Here is a 16,959-nt window from a genome sequence, read left to right as displayed (position 1 = left end):
ACGCCGCTGTTCGCGCGCGTGCTGGGGCCGGCCTTCGCCACCCTGGCCACGCCGGTGCAGGCGCTGCATGCCGCGCCGTTGCCGTGCCGCTACGTGGGGCAGGCGCGCATCGTGAGAGGGCGGCACTGGCTGGTGCCGCTGCTGGCCGCGTTGGCGCGGTTGCCGAAGGATGGCGACGCGCTGCCCACCGAAGTGGCGTTCAGTGCACACGGGCAGGGCGAGCAGTGGGCGAGGCGGTTTGGCCGCTGGCCGATGGTGTCGCGGCTGTGGGCGCACGAGGGGTACCTGCGCGAGCAGTTGGGCGCGGTGCGCTTCGAATTTGATCTGCAGGCCCGCGAGGGTGGCATCGACTGGTCGGTGCGGCGGGTCTGGGCGTTCGGGCTGCTGCCGCTGCCGAGGCGCTGGTTTGGTGGTGTGCGTTGCCGCGAAGCCTGGCAGGGTGAGCGTTACACTTTCCTGGTCGATGTGACGCTGCCCTGGGCCGGAGCCCTGATCCGCTATGAAGGCTGGCTCGAACCGCAGTGATTCCGCCGCCGAGGCCGGCAGCGCGGTGATCGTGTTCGATGGCGTATGCGCGCTGTGCAACCGCTGGGTGCGCTTCCTGCTGCGTTTCGATCGCAAGGGGCGCTACCGCTTTGCGGCGATGCAGGGCGCGCAGGGCAGCGTGATGTTGCGGCGCGCACGGGCTGGACCCGCAGGATCCGATGTCGTTCCTGCTGCTGGACGAACAGGGCGCCTGGACCGATACCGATGCGATCCTTCGCGTGCTGGCGGGGCTGGGCGGCGTCTGGCGTCTGACCGGTGCATTGCGCGTGCTGCCGCGCAGCTGGCGTGATGCCGCGTACCGCGCGCTGGCCCGCAACCGCTACCGCTGGTTCGGGCGGCATGACGCCTGTTACCTGCCCGCACCGGAGCAGGCCGCGCGATTCCTGGATTGAAGAAAAAAGGGGACGGAGGGGATTAAGTCGTTTGTGCACAAACGACTTAATCCCCTCCGTCCCCTTTTTCCCTCAACCTTCCAGCGCGTCCAGATAGCTGCGGCGCCAGTGGTTGATGTCGTAGGTGCGCAGGTGCTCCATCATCGCGTGCCAGCGTTCCTTGCGCCTGCGCAGCGACATCGTTGCCGCGGTGGCGATGGCGTCGGCCACGCCGTCCAGATCATGCGGGTTCACCAGCAGCGCCTGCTTGAGTTCGTCGGCGGCGCCGGCCAGCAGCGACAGCACCAGCACGCCGGGGTCTTCCGGGTCCTGCGAGGCCACGTACTCCTTGGCTACCAGGTTCATGCCATCGCGCAGCGGCGTGACCAGGCCCACTGCCGCCGCCCGGTAGAAGCCGGTCAGCGTGGCATGGGTGAAGTTCTGGTTGACGTAGCGCAGCGGCGTCCAGTCCGGTTCGGCGTGGCCACCGTTGATGTGCCCGGCGATCTGTTCCAGCTGGCTGCGCAGCTGCCGGTACTCGGTGACATCGCCGCGCGAGACCGGCGCGATCTGCAGGTAGGTCAGCGAGCCGCGCTGGTCGGGATGGCGCTCAAGATACCGTTCGAAGCCGAGGAAGCGTTCGGGCAGGCCCTTGGAATAATCCAGGCGATCGACACCGATCGCCAGCTGGCGATCACGCAGGCTGGCGCGCAGGTTCTTTACCGCAGCCTTGGTGGCGGCGGTGCCGGCCTGGCGTGCGATCAGCTCGGTGTCGATGCCGATCGGGAACGCGGCTGCGCGGAAACGGCGCCCGCCCGGTGCTTCCAGTTCGCCGTTGTCGAGCACGCGGCCGCCGCCGAACAGGCGCAGGTAGGTCTGGAAGCGATCAGCATCGCGCTGGGTCTGGAAACCGACCAGATCGTAGGCATACAGGGCGGAGAACAGGCGCAGGTGGTCCGGCATCGCCTGCAGCAGGTCGGCCGACGGCATCGGGATGTGCAGGAAGAAGCCGATGCGGCAGCCGATGCCACGCTCGCGCAGCAGCGCACCAAGCGGGATCAGGTGGTAGTCGTGGATCCAGACGATGTCGTCCTCGCGCAGCAGTGGCGCGAGCTTGTCGGCGAACAGCGCGTTGACCTTATGGTAGGTCTCGCGGGTACCCCGGTCGTAGTCGACCAGATCCAGGCGGAAGTGCAGCAACGGCCAGAGGGTGCGATTGGCGAAACCGTTGTAGTAGCCATCAACCTCGCGCTTGCTCAGGTCGAGGGTGACGAATTCGATATCGCCATCCTTCTGCGTGTGCAGCGTGCCGCTGCCGTCGCGCACACTCTTGCCGCTCCAGCCGAACCACATGCCGCCACGTTCCTTCAGCGCGGCCAGCAGGCCCACCGCCAGGCCGCCGGCGCGGTTCTCGCCCGGCACCGCCACGCGGTTTGAAACCACCACCAGACGACTCACGATGCCTCCTGCCAGGACCGCGACAGGCGCATTGCGGCGGTGATCAGGCCGACGTGCGAATAGGTCTGCGGGAAATTGCCCCAGGCCTCGCCGCTGTCGAAGGCCAGATCCTCCGACAGCAGGCCAAGATGGTTGCGCTGCTTCAACAGCAGTTCGAACATCCCGCGTGCTTCGTCCATGCGCCCGATCGCCGCCAGCGCATCGATGTACCAGAAGGTGCAGATGGTGAAGCTGGTTTCCGGTTCGCCGAAGTCATCCGGCGCGACATAGCGGTACAGCGAGTTGCCATGCTTGAGGTCGCGCCCGATGGCGTCGACGGTGGCAATGAAGCGCGCATCCATCGCGTCGATGAAGCCGATGTCGGCCAGCAGCAGCAACGAGGCGTCCAGCCGATGACCACCGAAGGTGTCGGTGAAGTGGCCCAGCGCCTCGCTCCAGGACTCGGCCATGATGCGCGCATGGATGGTGTCGGCGCGCTCGCGCCAGTAATGGGCGCGGTCATCGCGCTTCAGGCGCACGGCGATCTTGCACAGGCGGTCGCACGCCGCCCAGCACATCGCGCTGGTGTAGGTATGTACTTCGGTGCGGCCGCGGAACTCCCACAGGCCGGCATCGGGTACGTCGTGCAGGGCGAACGCCTGTTCACCCAAGGGTTCCAGGCGGGCGAAGGTGTGCGCATCGCCCGGGTCCTGCAGGCGGCGGTCGAAGAACAACTGGGTGGACGCCAGCACCACGCTGCCGTAGACATCGTGCTGGCGCTGCACCCAGGCCAGGTTGCCGCGCCGCACCGGGCCCATGCCACGGTAGCCGGACAGGCTGGGTACTTCGTCCTCGTCCAGCTTGGCCTCGAAGCCGATGCCATACAGCGGCTGCAACGTGCCGTCGGTGGTGGCCAGGTTGAAGATATAGCCGAGGAACTGTTCCATCGTGCGCGTTGCGCCGAGGCGGTTCAGCGCGCACCACGAACGCGGCATCGCGCAGCCAGCAGTAACGGTAGTCCCAGTTGCGCACGCTGCCGGGCGCTTCCGGAATGGAGGTGGTCATTGCCGCGATGATCGCGCCGCTGTCCTCGTACTGGCACAGCTTCAGGGTGATCGCACTGCGGATCACCGCGTCCTGCCATTCCAGTGGAATGGACAGGTAGCGCACCCATTCGCGCCAGTAGTCGCGGGTGCGCTGGAAGGCTTCCTGCACATAGCCACTGATCGAGCGGTTGAGCGATTCATCCACGCCCAGGATCAGGTGGATGGGATGGTTGAGCACGAACGGCAGGCCATCGCGGATGAAGCGCACCGGCACGTCGGTGGTCAGCCGCAGCACGTGTTCGGGCAGGATCCAGCGCACGTGGTTGCTGCCCCAGGTGGACTCGGGCACGCGTGCGCCCCAGTCGGCCAGTGGCCGTGCGTGCACGGTGATGCGTGGGCTGCCGGCCAGTGGTCGTACCTGACGGATCAGGCTGACCGGTCGGTAGAAACGGTCGTTCTGGCGCCAGCGCGGGGCGAAATCAAGGATTTCCAGTTCACCACCGTGCGCGTCGCGCAGCACGGTACGCAGGATCGCGGTGTTGGTCAGGTATTCCTGCTCGCTGCTCGCGAAGTCCTCCAGCTCGATGGCGAAGTCGCCACCCGTCTGCTGGTTGGGGCCGAGCAGGGCACAGAAGGTGGGGTCGCCGTCGAAGGTGGGCAGGCAGCTCCAGACAACGCGGGCACGTTTGTCGACCAGGGCGCCGAAGCTGCCGTTGCCGACCACGCCCAGATCAAGATCGGGTTGGGTCATCACGCGGTACATCTCGGTTGCGGCCGTGGGGTGGCCGGGTCAATAGGCATTCTCACGCAGCCAGGCGTGCACGCTGCGTATGTCGGGCAGCGCGAACACGGCTTTGCTGGGTTCCCGTTCGCCTACCAGTACGCTCCAGCCATGCTGGCCATTGGCGGCGTCGAAGCCGAACTCATCGGTCAGGTCATCGCCGAGGAACACCGGCAGGCGGCCGCGGAACGGCAGGTACTGCATCATCCGGCGCACGGCACGGCCCTTGTCGGTGCCGACCGGAACGAATTCGACCACATGGTCACCGGGCTGCAGGCGATAGCTGGAACGGCCACGCACATGGCGGTCGGCGAAGGCGCGCACATCACTTGCCGCGTGCGGCGCACCGCGCCAATGCAGCGCCAGGCCGACGCCCTTGTCTTCCACCAGCACGCCGGGATGGCCATGGGCGAAGCGCATCGCCTGCTGGTGCAGCGCGTGCAGCCACTCGGCGGTGTCGTCGTCGTGTTCGTCGCGCAGGACGCGACCGTCTTCGCCGCGCAGTTCGTGACCATGCAGGCCGGCGGCGGGCAATTTCAGGGGAGCGAACAGTTGATCCAGCTGCTCAAGCGGGCGACCACTGACCAGTGCCACAGCACCTTCCAGGCGGTCGCTGATGCGGCCGATGGCTTCACGCACATCCGGCAGCAACTGCACGGCATCCGGGCGTGCAGCGAATTCGATCAGGGTGCCGTCGACATCGAGGAACAACGCGCAGGCGTCATCCAGCAATGGCGGTGGCGGACGCAGGGGGAGCGGTTCAGCCATGATGCCCAGCTTGCCAGCGTGGGCGTGTACGCGGGGTCGAGGGCAGGCTACGGATTGGGTAGTGCCGGCCGCTGGCCGGCAACCACAGGGTGCATCCGCGGACCATGAGGTTGCCGGCCAGCGGCCGGCACTACCGGACTGGCGAATCAGAACGTATAGCGGACGCGGCCGTAGTAATACGCGCCGTTGCTGCCGATCGGCGACAGCACGTCGTACGGCAGGTTGCCGAAGTAGTGGATATCGCTGTTGGATCGATCCGGGTAGTTGTCGGTCAGGTTCTGGCCGCCGATGGCCACGCTCCATTGCGGGGTGATGCGGTACTCCACTTCCGCATCCAGCTGCCATTCGGCCCGGTAGGTCTGGCGCGGGATGTAGCCATCACCGAAGTTGAACACGCGTGTGGCGCTGCCGTAGCGGTTCACGCGGGTGCTCAGCGACCAGTGGTCGTTGCTCCATGCGGCCGAGAAACTGCCACGCGTGCGCGGCGTAGCATCGGTGAGCGTGTTGGTTTCTTCGATGCCGAACAGCACGTAGTCCGGGTTCAGTGCACGCAGCTGCGCCGGCGTGGCCAGCACGTTCTTCAGCGTGGTCTTGGTGTACGCATAGGTGCCGGTCAGCAGCAGCTGGCCATCGCCCAGCGACTGGCGCCAGTTGGTGACAAGCTCGGCGCCGCGGGTGCGGGTATCGGCGGCGTTGACGAAGAAGCTGGCGCTCTGCAGGCCGCTGACGCCGTAGTTGGCGGCGACGTAGTCGGTCAGCGCATCACCGGTGATGCTCTCCGACAGCGCGATGCGGTCGTCGATGTCGATCTGGAAGAAGTCCAGCGACAGGTCGAAGTGCTCGCCGATGCGGCTGGTGAAGCCCAGCGAGGTATTGATCGACTTTTCCGGCTTCAGGTTCTGCGCACCCAGGCCACGGGCGATCGGATTGTTGACCGACAACAGGCGGCCCTGTACCAGCTGGCCGCCAGCGTTGTAGCCGGTCGAGGTGGATTCGTAGCCGATCTGCGCCAGCGACGGTGCGCGGAAGTTGTTGGAGATCGCGCCGCGCAGCGCGAACGCCGGGGTGAATTCATAGCGCAGGCCAAGCTTGCCGGTCAGTTCACCGCCGAAATCGTCGTTGTGCTCGTAGCGTGCGGCCAGATCGGTGGAGAACTTCTCGCCGAACTGGCTGGACAGGCTGGCGTAGGCGCTGGCCACGTCGCGCGACAGCCGCGCCGCATCCTGCGGGGTCAGGCCGCCACCGGCCTGCGAGCCGGTCGGGCGATCGGTGTAGGGGCCGGCGGCGTAGCTGGCCGGGTCGCCGGGACGGGTCTGGTAGCGCTCGTGGCGTGCTTCCACGCCCAGGCTCAGGGTGTGGCTGATGCTGTCGCTCTGGGTGAACACACGACTCAGATCGAGGTTTCCCACGGTCTGTGCGTATTCGTAGTCGGCGGTCTTGAAGCGGGTCGGGCTGGTCGGGCCCAGCGACGCGTTGAGCGAATCACGCAGGCGGTAGGTGAAGTCGTTCTGGCCGTAATCCAGGCTGCCGTCGTAGCTCCATTCACCCCACTGGCCGCGCACGCCGGCCACGGCCTGCACGTCGCGGTTCTCGCCTTCGGAGATTGGCCGGTAACCGTTCGGATAGACCTGCTTCCAGTTGGCGTCGCCATCGGGGTAGCGGAAGTAGTTCGCACCTTCGGTATCACGCTGGTTGAAGGTGCCGAACGCATAGAACGTAGACGTCTGGCCCACCGGAATCTCGGTGTTCAGCCACAGGTTGATGTCCTTGCTCTTGCCATCGCCCAGCACGTAGTTGCGCTTGCCCTGCAGCGCCAGGTTGTCCGGCGTCTGGTCCCACGGCGGAATCTGGTCGAAGCCGGCGCGGTTGGTGCCGTTGCGGTGCTTGTACTCCAGGCCGACACGCAGGAAGCCGCCGTCCTCACCCAGCGAGGTGCCGACCTTGGCGCTGATGTTGCCGGTCTGGCCGTCGGTGAGGGTGCGGCCGATCGGGTTGAGGTCGGTGTGGTTGGCGCCGTAGCTGGCCTCGATCTCGCCACCGTCGCCGCCGTTGTCGAGGATCACGTTGATCACGCCGGCCACGGCGTCCGAGCCGTACAGCGCACCGGCGCCGTCGCGCAGCACTTCGATGCGCTTGATCGCGCTGACCGGGATCGAATTGAAGTCGACCGGCGTGGTGCCCTTGCCGATCTTGCTGTCGGTGTTCACCAGCGCGGTGTGGTGGCGGCGCTTGCCATTGACCAGCACCAGCACCTGGTCCGGCGACAGGCCACGCAGCTGTGCGGCGCGCACGTGGTCGGCGCCGCCGGAGTTGGACTGGCGCGGGAAGTTGAACGACGGCAGCAGGGCCTGCAGCGCACTGCCCAGCTCACCGTTGACCACGCCCGCCTTGCGGATGTCCTCGGCGGTGAGCACGTCCACCGGCGAGGTGGATTCGAGCACGGTGCGGTCGGCGGCACGGGTGCCGGTGACGATCACGGTGTCGAGGTTGGTAGCGTCCTGGGCCAGAGCCGGGACGGCGGTGCAGGAAAGCGCGAGGGCGATGGCGAGGCCGAGCGGCGACGCGGGCAGGCGGATGGACATGGGGGCTCCAGCAACAACGACGACGGGGAAGGGGGAGATAGTTTCACTTACATCCATCCGGATGAAGCGATATATTATCTTCGCGTGATGGCCGGTGCCGATGCAAGTCCCTGCCGGTCCGGCATGAGTTGATGCCCCGTTGGCATCAGCACGCCGGACCGGTGGCGCTGTACGCTGCCGGCTCGCCTTGTCCCCCTTCCCCGGAGCTGTACCGATGAAACACCTTGGCCTCGTCTTCGCCGTGCTGCTGGCCACCAGTGGCTGCGCCAGCCTGTCCTCTCAGGCGCCCAGCGCCTATGCCACGGCCACCACCGCCGAACTGAAGGGTGATGCCGCACGCCCGTCCGCCGGCCACGGCTGGGTGCGCAGTGAGCTGTACTTCGGCGTGGGCGAGGAGCAGGGCGCCGGCAACCGTCCGCAGGCCGACACCATCAGCGAGACGCAGTGGCGCGCTTTCCTGGACAAGGAAGTGACCCCGCGCTTCCCGGATGGCCTGACCGTGTTCGATGCCTATGGCCAGTGGCTGTTCCGCGGCGATGCCTCGCCCAACCGCCTGCGCACCAAGGTGCTGGTGGTGCTGCACGAGGACACCCCGCAGCGCCGTGCCGATATCGAAGCCATCCGCCTGGCGTGGAAGCAGCAGACCAAGCATCAATCGGTGCTGTGGTCGCGGCAGCCGGTCGAGGTATCGTTCTGAGTTGAAGGTGCCGCCGCGGTGCCGCAGGGAGCAATGATGAACTACAGGGAATGCCTGCTGGGCCTGGTATTGGCAGGTGTGCTGGCACCGACGGCGCAGGCGCGTGGGGACGATAGCGAAACGCTACGCTTCCAGGTGGCCGCGCATGTGCAGGCGCATGCCGATCCGCAGCAGGACGGCAGCATCGCCGTGCAGCTGTCACCGTCGGGCAAGCGCCAGACGCTTGAGGGCGCGGCGGATGCCGATGGCACCTCGCGATGGTCACTCGAAGATGTCGATTTCGATGGCTACCCGGAACTGGTCGCACGCGCCTCGGTGGGCATGGTCAACGAAGCAGTGGCGGTGTACCGGTTCGATCCGGCCACTGTGGGTTTCCGCGCGCTGCAGGCCGACACCCACGGCAAGGACAGTTGCGGTGACCTGATGGGGTTGAGCGTGGATGCTGCCACTCGAACCCTGACCAGCAGCTGCCGCAGTGGCCCGATGTGGTACACCGACCAGTACCGGTTTGCAGGCGCGAAGCTCCATCTGTACCGCTCTGAGAGCGTGCTGATGCTGGGCGATACCTTGAACGCCGCGCTGCAGTGGGAACAGACCGATGAGCAGGGCCCGTTGGCGGTCTGGCGCACGTATGATCCGGCCGGCCGTGTGCTGGAAAGTGCCATCGCCGATGGCCTGGGCGCACCGCCGGCCGGGCCGTTGCGTGGTCAGCAGGCCACCGTGGTGCCAGCGCGGTTGTTCCTGTTCGATCGACCCGGCGCATCCAGTACCAAGCGCTACCTGGTGCAGGGCGACCGCGTGGAGATGCTGGATGAGCAGGATGGCTGGATGAAGCTGCGCTACCGCAATCCGAAGCTGGGCGCGGTGGAAGGTTGGATCAACGTCAACGATTGAAGAAAAAAGGGGACGGAGGGAATTAAGTCGTTTGTGCCGTTAACGACTTAATTCCCTCCGTCCCCTTTTTTTGGTTCTTCTCCCATCTGAGGGGAGAGGCTCACGGCCGACCCGCTAGATTGTGGTTGTCGAGACTACAAACTGGGGCCGGCCGTGGCCAAGCTGGATTGTATGCCGTTGTTGGGGGACTGGGCGGGGTATCGCCTGGATGGTTGGAGACGCGAGGTTCGTCATGGGGTCTCGTGGCTGGTACTTTCGCTGCTTCCCGATGGACGCCGCAGGCACCGCTGCAGCGGCTGTTCCAAGTGGGTTACCTCCATCCACGACCATGTGATCCGGCGTATCCGTGATCTGCCTGTTTTCGATGAGCCGGTCGAGCTGGAGGTGCAGCGGCAGCGCGTGGCCTGCCCTCGTTGCGGGCCGAAGCTGGAGCATCTGGACTGGCTGGATCGGCACTGCCGGGTCACGCAACGACTCGCAAAGAGCGTTGCACAGATGTGTGCTACCACGTCGATCCATGCCACAGCCAGATGGCACGGACTGGACTGGAAAACCGTCAAGGCGCTTGATTTCAGGCACTTGCAGCAGACGTTGGGACCGGTGGACCTCTCCGGAATCCATATTCTTGCAATGGACGAATTCGCGATCCAGAAGGGCCATCGCTACGCCACGGTGATAGTAGAGCCGTCCCGCAAACGAGTGCTATGGGTTGGGCGTGGTCGTAGCCGAGCGGATGTTCGCCCCTTTTTCGAGCTGTTGGGCCGGGAGGGCTGCGAACGTATCCAAGCGGTCGCCATGGACATGAATTCGGCATTCGACCTAGAAGTGAAAGCCCAATGCCCAAATGCCGAAGTGGTCTACGACCTGTTCCATGTGGTGGCCAAATACGGCCGGGAGGTCATCGACAGGGTCCGCGTGGATGAAGCCAACAGGCTGCGCCAGGACAAACCTGCTCGGCGTGTGGTGAAGACCTCTCGCTGGCTCTTGCTGCGCAACCGGCAGAATGTCCCGGCGGATCAACGAGTGAAGCTCAAGGAGCTGCTGGCTGCCAACAAGGCACTACTGACGGCCTATGTGCTGAAAGACGACTTGAAGCAGCTCTGGCGCTACCGCAGCCAGGCTTGGGCAGCAAAAGCGTGGAAGAGCTGGCGACAGCGCGCATTGCGTAGCCGCCTGGAGCCCCTGCGAACGTTTGTCCGTCGCCTACAGCCCTATCTGGCAGGCATTCTGGCTCATTGCCGGTGGCCCCTCGGAACGAATCTGGTCGAGGGGATCAACAACAAGATAAAGGTCATAAAGCGCGTCGCCTACGGATACCGGGACGACGCCTATTTCTTCCTCAAAATCCGAGCCGCCTTCCCCGGAGTTGGGTGAAGAACCCCTTTTTTTGCGGAAGCATCACTTCATCAGGTCTAGCCTCGGACGTTCCCCCGTTCGAGGATGTATCCGATGAGCAAGCGCGTGGCAGAAATCGTGGTGGACGCCCTGCAGCAGGCTGGTGTCCGCCGTTGCTACGGCATCGTGGGCGATACGCTCAATCATGTGACCGATGCGATGCATGGCAGTGACATCGCCTGGGTGCACGTACGACATGAGGAAGTGGCCGCATTCGCCGCCGGTGCCGATTCGCTGGTGAGTGGCGAACTGACCGCCTGCGCCGGTTCCTGTGGGCCCGGTGGCCTGCATTTCATCAATGGCATCTTCGAGAGCAACCGCAACCGCGCGCCCATGGTGCTGGTCGCCAGCCAGATCGTCACCAGCGAGCTGGGCATGGAGTTCCCGCAGGAAGTGGACTTCAAGGCGGTGTATGGCAGCTGCACGGTGTTCTGCGAGCAGGTGCACAGTGCCGAACAGGCGCGACGCGTGGTGGCGCTGGCCTGCCAGGCCGCGATCAGCCGTCGCGGCGTCGCCGTAGTGATCCTGCCGGCCGACATCAGCGAGGCCGAGGTGAAGCACGATGTGCCGTTCTCGGTGCACTACACCCAGCCGGTGCTGCGTCCCTCCGACGCGGAACTGCAGCGTATCGCCGAGCTATTGGGGCAGGGCAAGCGCGTTGGTGTCTACGCTGGTGCCGGTTGTCAGGGCGCGCACGCGCAGTTGTTGGAACTGGCGCGCAGGTTGCAGGCGCCGGTGGCGCACACCTCGCGCGCCAAGGACTTCGTCGAGCCGGACAACCCGTACAACATGGGCATGACCGGCATCTTCGGCATCGAATCCGGCTTCCACACGCTGATGGAGTGCGACACGCTGCTGCTGCTCGGTGCCGACTTCGCCTGGGGCCAGTTCTATCCGGACAAGGCCACGATCATCCAGGTCGACCGCGATGGTAGCCACCTCGGCCGCCGCCATCCGGTGAACCTCGGCGTGGTCGGCGATATCGCACCGACGCTGGATGCCCTGCTGCCGATGCTGCCGCCGCGCGAGGACAGCAGTTTCCTGGACGAGTGCCTCGAGCGCCGTGACAAGGCACTGAAGAAGCGCGAACAAGAAGAACAGCCGGGTGAAGGCGAATTGATCCATCCACAGCACCTGACCGCGCTGCTGTCGAAGCATGCCAGCGACGATGCGCTGTTCACCGCCGACGGCGGCTCGCCGATGGTGTGGGTGCTGCGGCATATCCGGGTGAATGGCCGCCGCCGCACGCTGACCAGCTTGCTGCACGGCACGATGGCCAACGCGATGCCGCAGGCGCTGGGCCTGCAGAAGGCGTTCCCCGGCCGGCAGGTGATCTCGCTGTCCGGCGATGGCGGTCTGGCAATGCTGTTGGGCGACCTGCTGACCGCAGTGCAGGAAAACCTGCCGATCAAGGTAGTGGTGTTCAACAACGGCTCGCTGAATTTCGTCGAGCTGGAGCAGAAGGTGGAGGGGCTGCTGGACAACTACACCGACCTGAAGAACCCGGACTTCGGCCGTCTGGCCGAAGTGATCGGCTTCCACGGCCGCACCGTGACCCGCAGCGAGGATCTGGAGGAAGCGGTGCAGGACTTCCTGGCCCAACGCGGCCCGGCGCTGCTGGATGTGCACACCAGCCGCGCTGAACTGGTGATGCCGCCGCAGATCGAGGCCAAGCAGGTGGCCGGTACCGCGTTGTATGCCGCCAAGGCGGTGTTGAACGGGCGCTTCGACGACGTGAAGCATCTGCTGGTGGACAACTTCCTGAAGAAGTAGGGGGTTGGTTGATGCAGGGCTGCGCCCTGCACCCGCGGTAGTGCCGGCCGCTGGCCGGCAACACCAACAGCAGGAGCAGGTTTCTGAGGGATGGCGGGGTGGGTCCGGTTGCGGGGGACGCTGCAAGTACATCCATGTAAGCTCGGTCGCGCCATCCATGGCGCTCACGCCCCCGCAACCGGACCCACCCCGCCTTCGACAGATCATCGCTGCTGTTGGTAGGTGTCGACCTTGGTCGACACAGTAGATCCACGCCATGCGTGGATAGCGTGGAAATGATCGAATTGTTCTTGTAGAGCCGAGCCATGCTCGGCTGAGAGGCTTCGCGTACAGCAGCCGAGCATGGGCTCGGCGCAACAACGAGAGCCTGCCTTTGCTTTTGATCTTTTGATTCTCTTCCGTGGCTGGCACGCGCAGGAAACTGTCAGGGGCCGTTCGGGATGGGCTGCGCAGGACCGTTGGCGCCATGGATGGCGCCATCGAGCCCCCAGGGACGGGTTTACGGCGTGTCCTGCGCAGCCCATCCCGAACGGCCCAACCCAGAAATCGCTGTCCGCGACCAACTCAGCCACGAGGGGCCCCGCCGTTGGCTGGAACCCATCATTCCACGACGGAATTGGCGCCCGGGCCCCGCTGGGCCTACCATCGGCGGTCCCCACCCCCACCACCCCTTCCATGTCCGCTCCCGCTTCCGCCGCACCGCGTCGCTGGTTCGTCTCCGGCGACTTCAACGGCTTCTTCGGCCTGGTCGTCGACAACCTCTCCATCCTCGGCTTCATCGCCATGGCCCTGGTCGGGATCTTCCAGTTCCCCGCCGATGTGGTGTTCGGCCGCATGTTCCCCGGCACCGCCTTCGGCGTGCTGGTCGGCAACCTGCTGTACACCCTGATGGCCCGCCGGCTGGCTGCGCGTACCGACCGCGACGATGTCACCGCCATGCCGCTCGGCCTGGATGCACCGACCAGCATCGGCATGGCCCTGCTGGTGCTCGGCCCGGCCTTCATCGCCTTCAAGCAGCAGGGCATGGATCCGCACGCGGCGGGCATCGCCACCTGGCAGCTGGGCATGGCCGCGCTGGTCATCATGGGCGTGCTCAAGTTCGTGCTGTCGTTCTTCGGCGAAGCGGTTACCCGCGCGCTGCCGCGTGCTGCGCTGCTGGGTTCCATCGCCGGCATCGCGCTGGTGCTGATGGGCCTGCTGCCGCTGCTGGAAACGCTGCGCTCGCCGCTGGTTGGTTTCACTACGCTGGGCCTGCTGCTGTACGTGCTGATCGCCAAGGGCAAGCTGCCGGTGCGTGGCCCCGGCGTGCTGTTGGCCTTCGTGTTCGGCACCGCGTTGTATTACGGCCTTGGCCTGGCTGGGCTGGGTGCACCGGGCTTCCACGTACCGGAGTGGGTGCCGCCGCAGGTGGTGCTGCCGCTGCCGACGCTGGGCTTCCTCGAGGGCCTGCCCACCGCGATGACCTACCTGCCGCTGCTGCTGCCGTTCGGCCTGCTGATGGTGGTTGGTGGCATCAACGTGTCTGAAAGCGCACGCGCGGCCGGTGATGATTACCGCACCCGCGACATCCTGCTGGTGGAGGCGGTGGCCACGCTGGTGGCCGGTGTCTGCGGCGGCGTCGCGCAGACCACGCCGTACATCGGCCAGCCGGCGTACAAGCACATGGGCGCGCGCAGCGGCTACACGCTGCTGACCGGCCTGTTCGTTGGCATCGGCGGCATGCTCGGCATCATCTCCGGGTTGGTGCAGTGGCTGCCGCTGGCGGTGCTGGCACCGATTATCGTGTACGTGGCCATCGACATCACCACCCAGGCGTTCCAGGCCACGCCGCGTCACCATACCGGCGCGATGGTGTTCGGTTTCCTGCCGTCGGTGGCCTACCTGCTGGCGATCAAGGCGCCGGGCTGGATCGCGCCGGACCAGTTGCCGCAGCTGCTGACCAAGCTCGACGGCCACGGCCTGCCGGAGCTGGCGGTGATCTTCACCCTCGGCAATGGCTTCATCATCACCTCGATGCTGTGGATCTCGGCGGTGGCGGCGATGGTCGATGGCCGTCTGCGCCGCGCCTGCGGCTTCCTGCTGGTGGCCGCGGTGCTGACCTTGTTCGGCCTGATCCATTCGGTTGACCCGCGCGGGGGGATCTACCTGCCGTGGGACCTGGAAGGGCTGGCACGCATCATCAGCTGGCAGTTCGCCGGCGCCTACGTGGCGTTGGCGTTGCTGCTGGGCCTGCTGTCACTGCAGAGGCAGGCGGTGAAACCGCTGGGTGAGAACAGCTGACCCCACGGTAGTGTCGGCCGCTGGCCGGTACCCTGCCTTCGTTCGGATCTTGCAGTTGCCGGCCAGCGGCTGGCACTACCGCTCCCCATCCAGCTCCGGGTAGTGGCGGAAGATGCCATTGGTGTTGAACGGCAAGCGCCGTTCCGAGGCCAGGTAGGCGGCAATGGCCGGCCGCTTCGCCACCCGCTCCTGCAGCGCACGCAGCAGGGGCAGGGTCGGTTCCAGTGCCTGCATGCGGCGTGGGAACATGTAGTCCAGCCCGCTCAGCAGCTGGAACAGCGACAGATCCACGTAGGAATGCTCGCGCAGCGTATGGCGGCCGCCATTGGCGGCCAGTACCTGCTCGAAGTAGCCAAGGAACTTCGGAAGCCGTTCGCTGCGCAGAGAGGCGGCGCGTGCCTTGGCTTCGCTCTTCTGGTCTTCGTAGTACTTCGATACGGCGATCGGATGGTGGGTGTCATGCACCTCGGCCACCAGATCGGCGATGGTCAGCTGCAACTGCAGCGCCTGCATCCGCCGCGAGGCCGCCTGTGGCACCAGGTCCAACGTCGGGCCAAGGAAATCCAGGATGGCCGCGACCTGCGCGATAAGCTGGCGACCGGCCTTCAGGAACGGCGGCGCGAAGGGCTGCGCACCTTCACTGCTGCCATCGAGAAACGGCTGCATCACTGCATCGCCGTGCGCCCGCGCCATGTCGATGTAGTCGGCACCGGCATCCTCCAGCGCCAGGCGCACGAACTCGCCACAGCCCTGGATGCCGGTCCAGTAATACAGCGCGTACTGCATGGCTGTGTCTCCACGGGACAGGATGCATAGCGTCGCGCTGCTCGCGCAAAGCGGGCGTGAGTGCAATGCCTACCTGGCGTTGGATGTCGGAGTGTTCAGGCCGATGGCGCGACGGTGATGATGTCGTGTTCATTGACGCTGCCAGCCAGCGTGTAGCGATATCCCTTGGCCAGCACTTCAACGTAGCTGTCATGTGCGGCAAGGATGAAAAGCTGCAGGTCGTGGACATTGCGGGGATCGTAGTGCGCGAGCAGTGCCGCCAGGCCAGGATCGTGGATGACCCGGTAGAAGCCGGGGAAAGGGCAGAGACCGGTTTGCCGCCAGTGCGCGGTTTCATCGGCTGGTCCGGTTTCCTCGACGATCTCGCCGTGGCGCATCTCGTGAAAATTTCCGCCCCGGCAACGCGCTTCATGGACAAGTTCGAAATCCACCTGCAGTGAGCGGTAACGCATGCCCGGCTGCGCTGCATAGTCCTCCAGCGTCTGTGCCTCCACGTTCACCTGTGCGCTCGCGTTCTGCTCTCGATACACCAGTGTCAGGTCGAGCGTGCTGATGCGGAAAGGCACCGGTTCCGGGCGAAGCTCCATGGGTCGTTCGTCGAAGGGGCTGGACTGCTCATTGGGCCGCCCGTCGCACTGCGCTGTCAACGCGTTTCCCGAACCTTACCGGAACGGGTGGGGAACCCACGGAAATCAGCCGGGTCACACCTTCTCCATGCGTGTGAGAACGAGGTGCTGCATCATGCAGAGTGGAAAAGCAGTTTGGCCCTGGGTGTTGGGCGTGGTGGTGATCGGTGGCGCGGGCGGTTGGCTGTTCCGCGACCAGCTGAAGAGCCTGGCGGACGGAGTTTCGGTGCCGGTGCAATCAACCCCTGCCAGTACCAGCGCACCGCCACAACCGCAGGCGGCCGCAGAACCCGCGCCAGCGTCGCCTCCGATCAAGCATCCGCTGGATACCGGGGCCGCGGCAGATCCGGCGCTGCCGAAGCTGGCTGACAGCGATGCCGCTGCCTGGGGGGCATTGAGCCAGCTGTTCCAGGGCGAAGGGCCGCTGACCCTGCTGTTGCGCGACCATCTGATCCAGCGCCTGGTCACCCAGGTCGACAACCTGGACAAGCCCAGCGTGCCGCCGACCGCACTGGCCGCGCGGCCGTTGCCGGGCAATCTGCAGGTCGAGCCCGGTGAGGGCGGCGAACGCATCGCCGCCAGCAACGCGGCGCGCTATGCGCCCTACGTGCAGGCGTTCACCGCGCTGGATCCGGCGGCGACGGCCACCGCGTACAAGCGTTTCTATCCGCTGATCCAGCAGGCTTACGTGGACCTTGGCCGGCCCGAGGGCTATTTCAACGACCGTCTGGTCACGGTGATCGACCACCTGCTGGAGACCCCGGAACTGGCCCAGGCGCCGCTGGTGCAGCGCGACGAACGGGGCCGCTATCGCTTCGTCGATCCCACCCTGCAGTCACGCTCGATCGGGCAGAAGGCCCTGCTGCGCATGGATGTGGCGCAGGCAAGGGCGGTCAAGCAGCAGCTGCGGGCGATCCGCAGCGCGATCACCCGCTGAGTCCCTCCACCGCGCGGAACTGATCGGGATCAACGCGCCG

Annotated in this window: 12 protein-coding genes and 2 pseudogenes; 8 read left to right on the top strand and 6 right to left on the bottom strand. The window is 65.8% G+C overall.

The annotated features are described in order from the left end of the window. The first annotated feature begins 18 nt into the window (after nucleotides 1–18). A complete protein-coding gene (locus tag ACZK2V_RS18220; protein WP_486322644.1) occupies nucleotides 19–525 on the top strand; it encodes a DUF4166 domain-containing protein in 507 nt (168 codons plus the stop codon). Continuing rightward, nucleotides 500–938, top strand: a pseudogene (locus ACZK2V_RS18215) (thiol-disulfide oxidoreductase DCC family protein). The gene ACZK2V_RS18220 and the pseudogene ACZK2V_RS18215 overlap by 26 nt, the downstream one beginning before the upstream one ends. Nucleotides 939–1,010: 72 nt before the next feature. Here ACZK2V_RS18215 and otsA read toward each other — a convergent pair. From otsA to ACZK2V_RS18195, 4 genes and pseudogenes are all read right to left on the bottom strand, one after another. Further along, nucleotides 1,011–2,375, bottom strand: a complete 1,365-nt coding sequence (otsA, locus tag ACZK2V_RS18210) for an alpha,alpha-trehalose-phosphate synthase (UDP-forming) (RefSeq protein ID WP_014038253.1) — start codon at nucleotides 2,373–2,375, stop codon at nucleotides 1,011–1,013. Beyond that, nucleotides 2,372–4,151 (bottom strand): annotated as a pseudogene (locus tag ACZK2V_RS18205) (glycoside hydrolase family 15 protein). The gene otsA and the pseudogene ACZK2V_RS18205 overlap by 4 nt, the downstream one beginning before the upstream one ends. A 39-nt stretch (nucleotides 4,152–4,190) precedes the next feature. Next, nucleotides 4,191–4,949: a trehalose-phosphatase gene (gene otsB / locus ACZK2V_RS18200; RefSeq protein ID WP_201117171.1), complete on the bottom strand. Its 759-nt coding sequence runs from the start codon at nucleotides 4,947–4,949 to the stop codon at nucleotides 4,191–4,193. A 146-nt stretch (nucleotides 4,950–5,095) separates the two neighbouring features. Next, on the bottom strand, nucleotides 5,096–7,531 hold the full coding sequence (locus tag ACZK2V_RS18195; protein ID WP_486322643.1) for a TonB-dependent receptor plug domain-containing protein: 2,436 nt from the start codon (nucleotides 7,529–7,531) through the stop codon (nucleotides 5,096–5,098). A 214-nt stretch (nucleotides 7,532–7,745) separates the two neighbouring features. On the opposite strand from ACZK2V_RS18195, the gene ACZK2V_RS18190 reads away from it, so the two are divergent. The 5 genes from ACZK2V_RS18190 (at nucleotide 7,746) to ACZK2V_RS18170 (ending at nucleotide 14,570) form a co-directional block, all read left to right on the top strand. After that, nucleotides 7,746–8,228, top strand: a complete 483-nt coding sequence (locus ACZK2V_RS18190; protein ID WP_201117166.1) for a DUF3574 domain-containing protein — start codon at nucleotides 7,746–7,748, stop codon at nucleotides 8,226–8,228. 36 nt (nucleotides 8,229–8,264) lie between these two features. Continuing rightward, nucleotides 8,265–9,122, top strand: a complete 858-nt coding sequence (locus ACZK2V_RS18185; protein ID WP_201117164.1) for an SH3 domain-containing protein — start codon at nucleotides 8,265–8,267, stop codon at nucleotides 9,120–9,122. Nucleotides 9,123–9,293: 171 nt separating this feature from the next. Beyond that, nucleotides 9,294–10,496 (top strand): ISL3 family transposase, encoded by a 1,203-nt coding sequence (locus tag ACZK2V_RS18180; protein WP_429000642.1) that lies wholly within the window; start codon nucleotides 9,294–9,296, stop codon nucleotides 10,494–10,496. Between the two features lie 75 nt (nucleotides 10,497–10,571). Beyond that, nucleotides 10,572–12,290: a thiamine pyrophosphate-dependent enzyme gene (locus tag ACZK2V_RS18175; protein ID WP_201117160.1), complete on the top strand. Its 1,719-nt coding sequence runs from the start codon at nucleotides 10,572–10,574 to the stop codon at nucleotides 12,288–12,290. A 675-nt stretch (nucleotides 12,291–12,965) separates the two neighbouring features. After that, entirely contained in the window at nucleotides 12,966–14,570 is a 1,605-nt protein-coding gene (locus tag ACZK2V_RS18170; protein ID WP_201117158.1) for a SulP family inorganic anion transporter, read from the top strand. Between the two features lie 75 nt (nucleotides 14,571–14,645). Here the strand turns inward: ACZK2V_RS18170 and ACZK2V_RS18165 are convergent, their stop codons facing one another. Then, nucleotides 14,646–15,356, bottom strand: coding sequence for a glutathione S-transferase (locus tag ACZK2V_RS18165; RefSeq protein WP_486322642.1), 711 nt, complete (start codon nucleotides 15,354–15,356; stop codon nucleotides 14,646–14,648). 95 nt (nucleotides 15,357–15,451) lie between these two features. Further along, nucleotides 15,452–15,943 carry a hypothetical protein gene (locus ACZK2V_RS18160; RefSeq protein WP_049400792.1) on the bottom strand — a complete coding sequence of 164 codons (492 nt, stop codon included), beginning with the start codon at nucleotides 15,941–15,943 and terminating at the stop codon, nucleotides 15,452–15,454. 154 nt (nucleotides 15,944–16,097) lie between these two features. Here ACZK2V_RS18160 and ACZK2V_RS18155 point away from each other — a divergent pair, with 154 nt between their 5' ends. Beyond that, a complete protein-coding gene (locus ACZK2V_RS18155) occupies nucleotides 16,098–16,919 on the top strand; it encodes a DUF3014 domain-containing protein (protein WP_201117156.1) in 822 nt (273 codons plus the stop codon). Nucleotides 16,920–16,959: the final 40 nt, after the last annotated feature.

It is taken from the genome of Stenotrophomonas sp. 93052_Sma, from assembly GCF_056481145.1.
Note: the sequence above shows the minus strand (reverse complement) of the source record. Positions and strands in the feature narration are given on the sequence as shown.

Bases quoted from the DNA above. Each gene is read 5' to 3' on its own strand.
- ACZK2V_RS18155 (WP_201117156.1), top strand. From the start codon at position 16,098: ATGCAGAGTGGAAAAGCAGTTTGGCCCTGGGTGTTGGGCGTGGTGGTG.
- otsB (WP_201117171.1), bottom strand. From the start codon at position 4,949: ATGGCTGAACCGCTCCCCCTGCGTCCGCCACCGCCATTGCTGGATGAC.
- ACZK2V_RS18160 (WP_049400792.1), bottom strand. From the start codon at position 15,943: ATGGAGCTTCGCCCGGAACCGGTGCCTTTCCGCATCAGCACGCTCGAC.
- ACZK2V_RS18195 (WP_486322643.1), bottom strand. From the start codon at position 7,531: ATGTCCATCCGCCTGCCCGCGTCGCCGCTCGGCCTCGCCATCGCCCTC.
- ACZK2V_RS18175 (WP_201117160.1), top strand. From the start codon at position 10,572: ATGAGCAAGCGCGTGGCAGAAATCGTGGTGGACGCCCTGCAGCAGGCT.
- ACZK2V_RS18185 (WP_201117164.1), top strand. From the start codon at position 8,265: ATGAACTACAGGGAATGCCTGCTGGGCCTGGTATTGGCAGGTGTGCTG.
- ACZK2V_RS18180 (WP_429000642.1), top strand. From the start codon at position 9,294: ATGCCGTTGTTGGGGGACTGGGCGGGGTATCGCCTGGATGGTTGGAGA.
- ACZK2V_RS18170 (WP_201117158.1), top strand. From the start codon at position 12,966: ATGTCCGCTCCCGCTTCCGCCGCACCGCGTCGCTGGTTCGTCTCCGGC.
- ACZK2V_RS18190 (WP_201117166.1), top strand. From the start codon at position 7,746: ATGAAACACCTTGGCCTCGTCTTCGCCGTGCTGCTGGCCACCAGTGGC.
- ACZK2V_RS18165 (WP_486322642.1), bottom strand. From the start codon at position 15,356: ATGCAGTACGCGCTGTATTACTGGACCGGCATCCAGGGCTGTGGCGAG.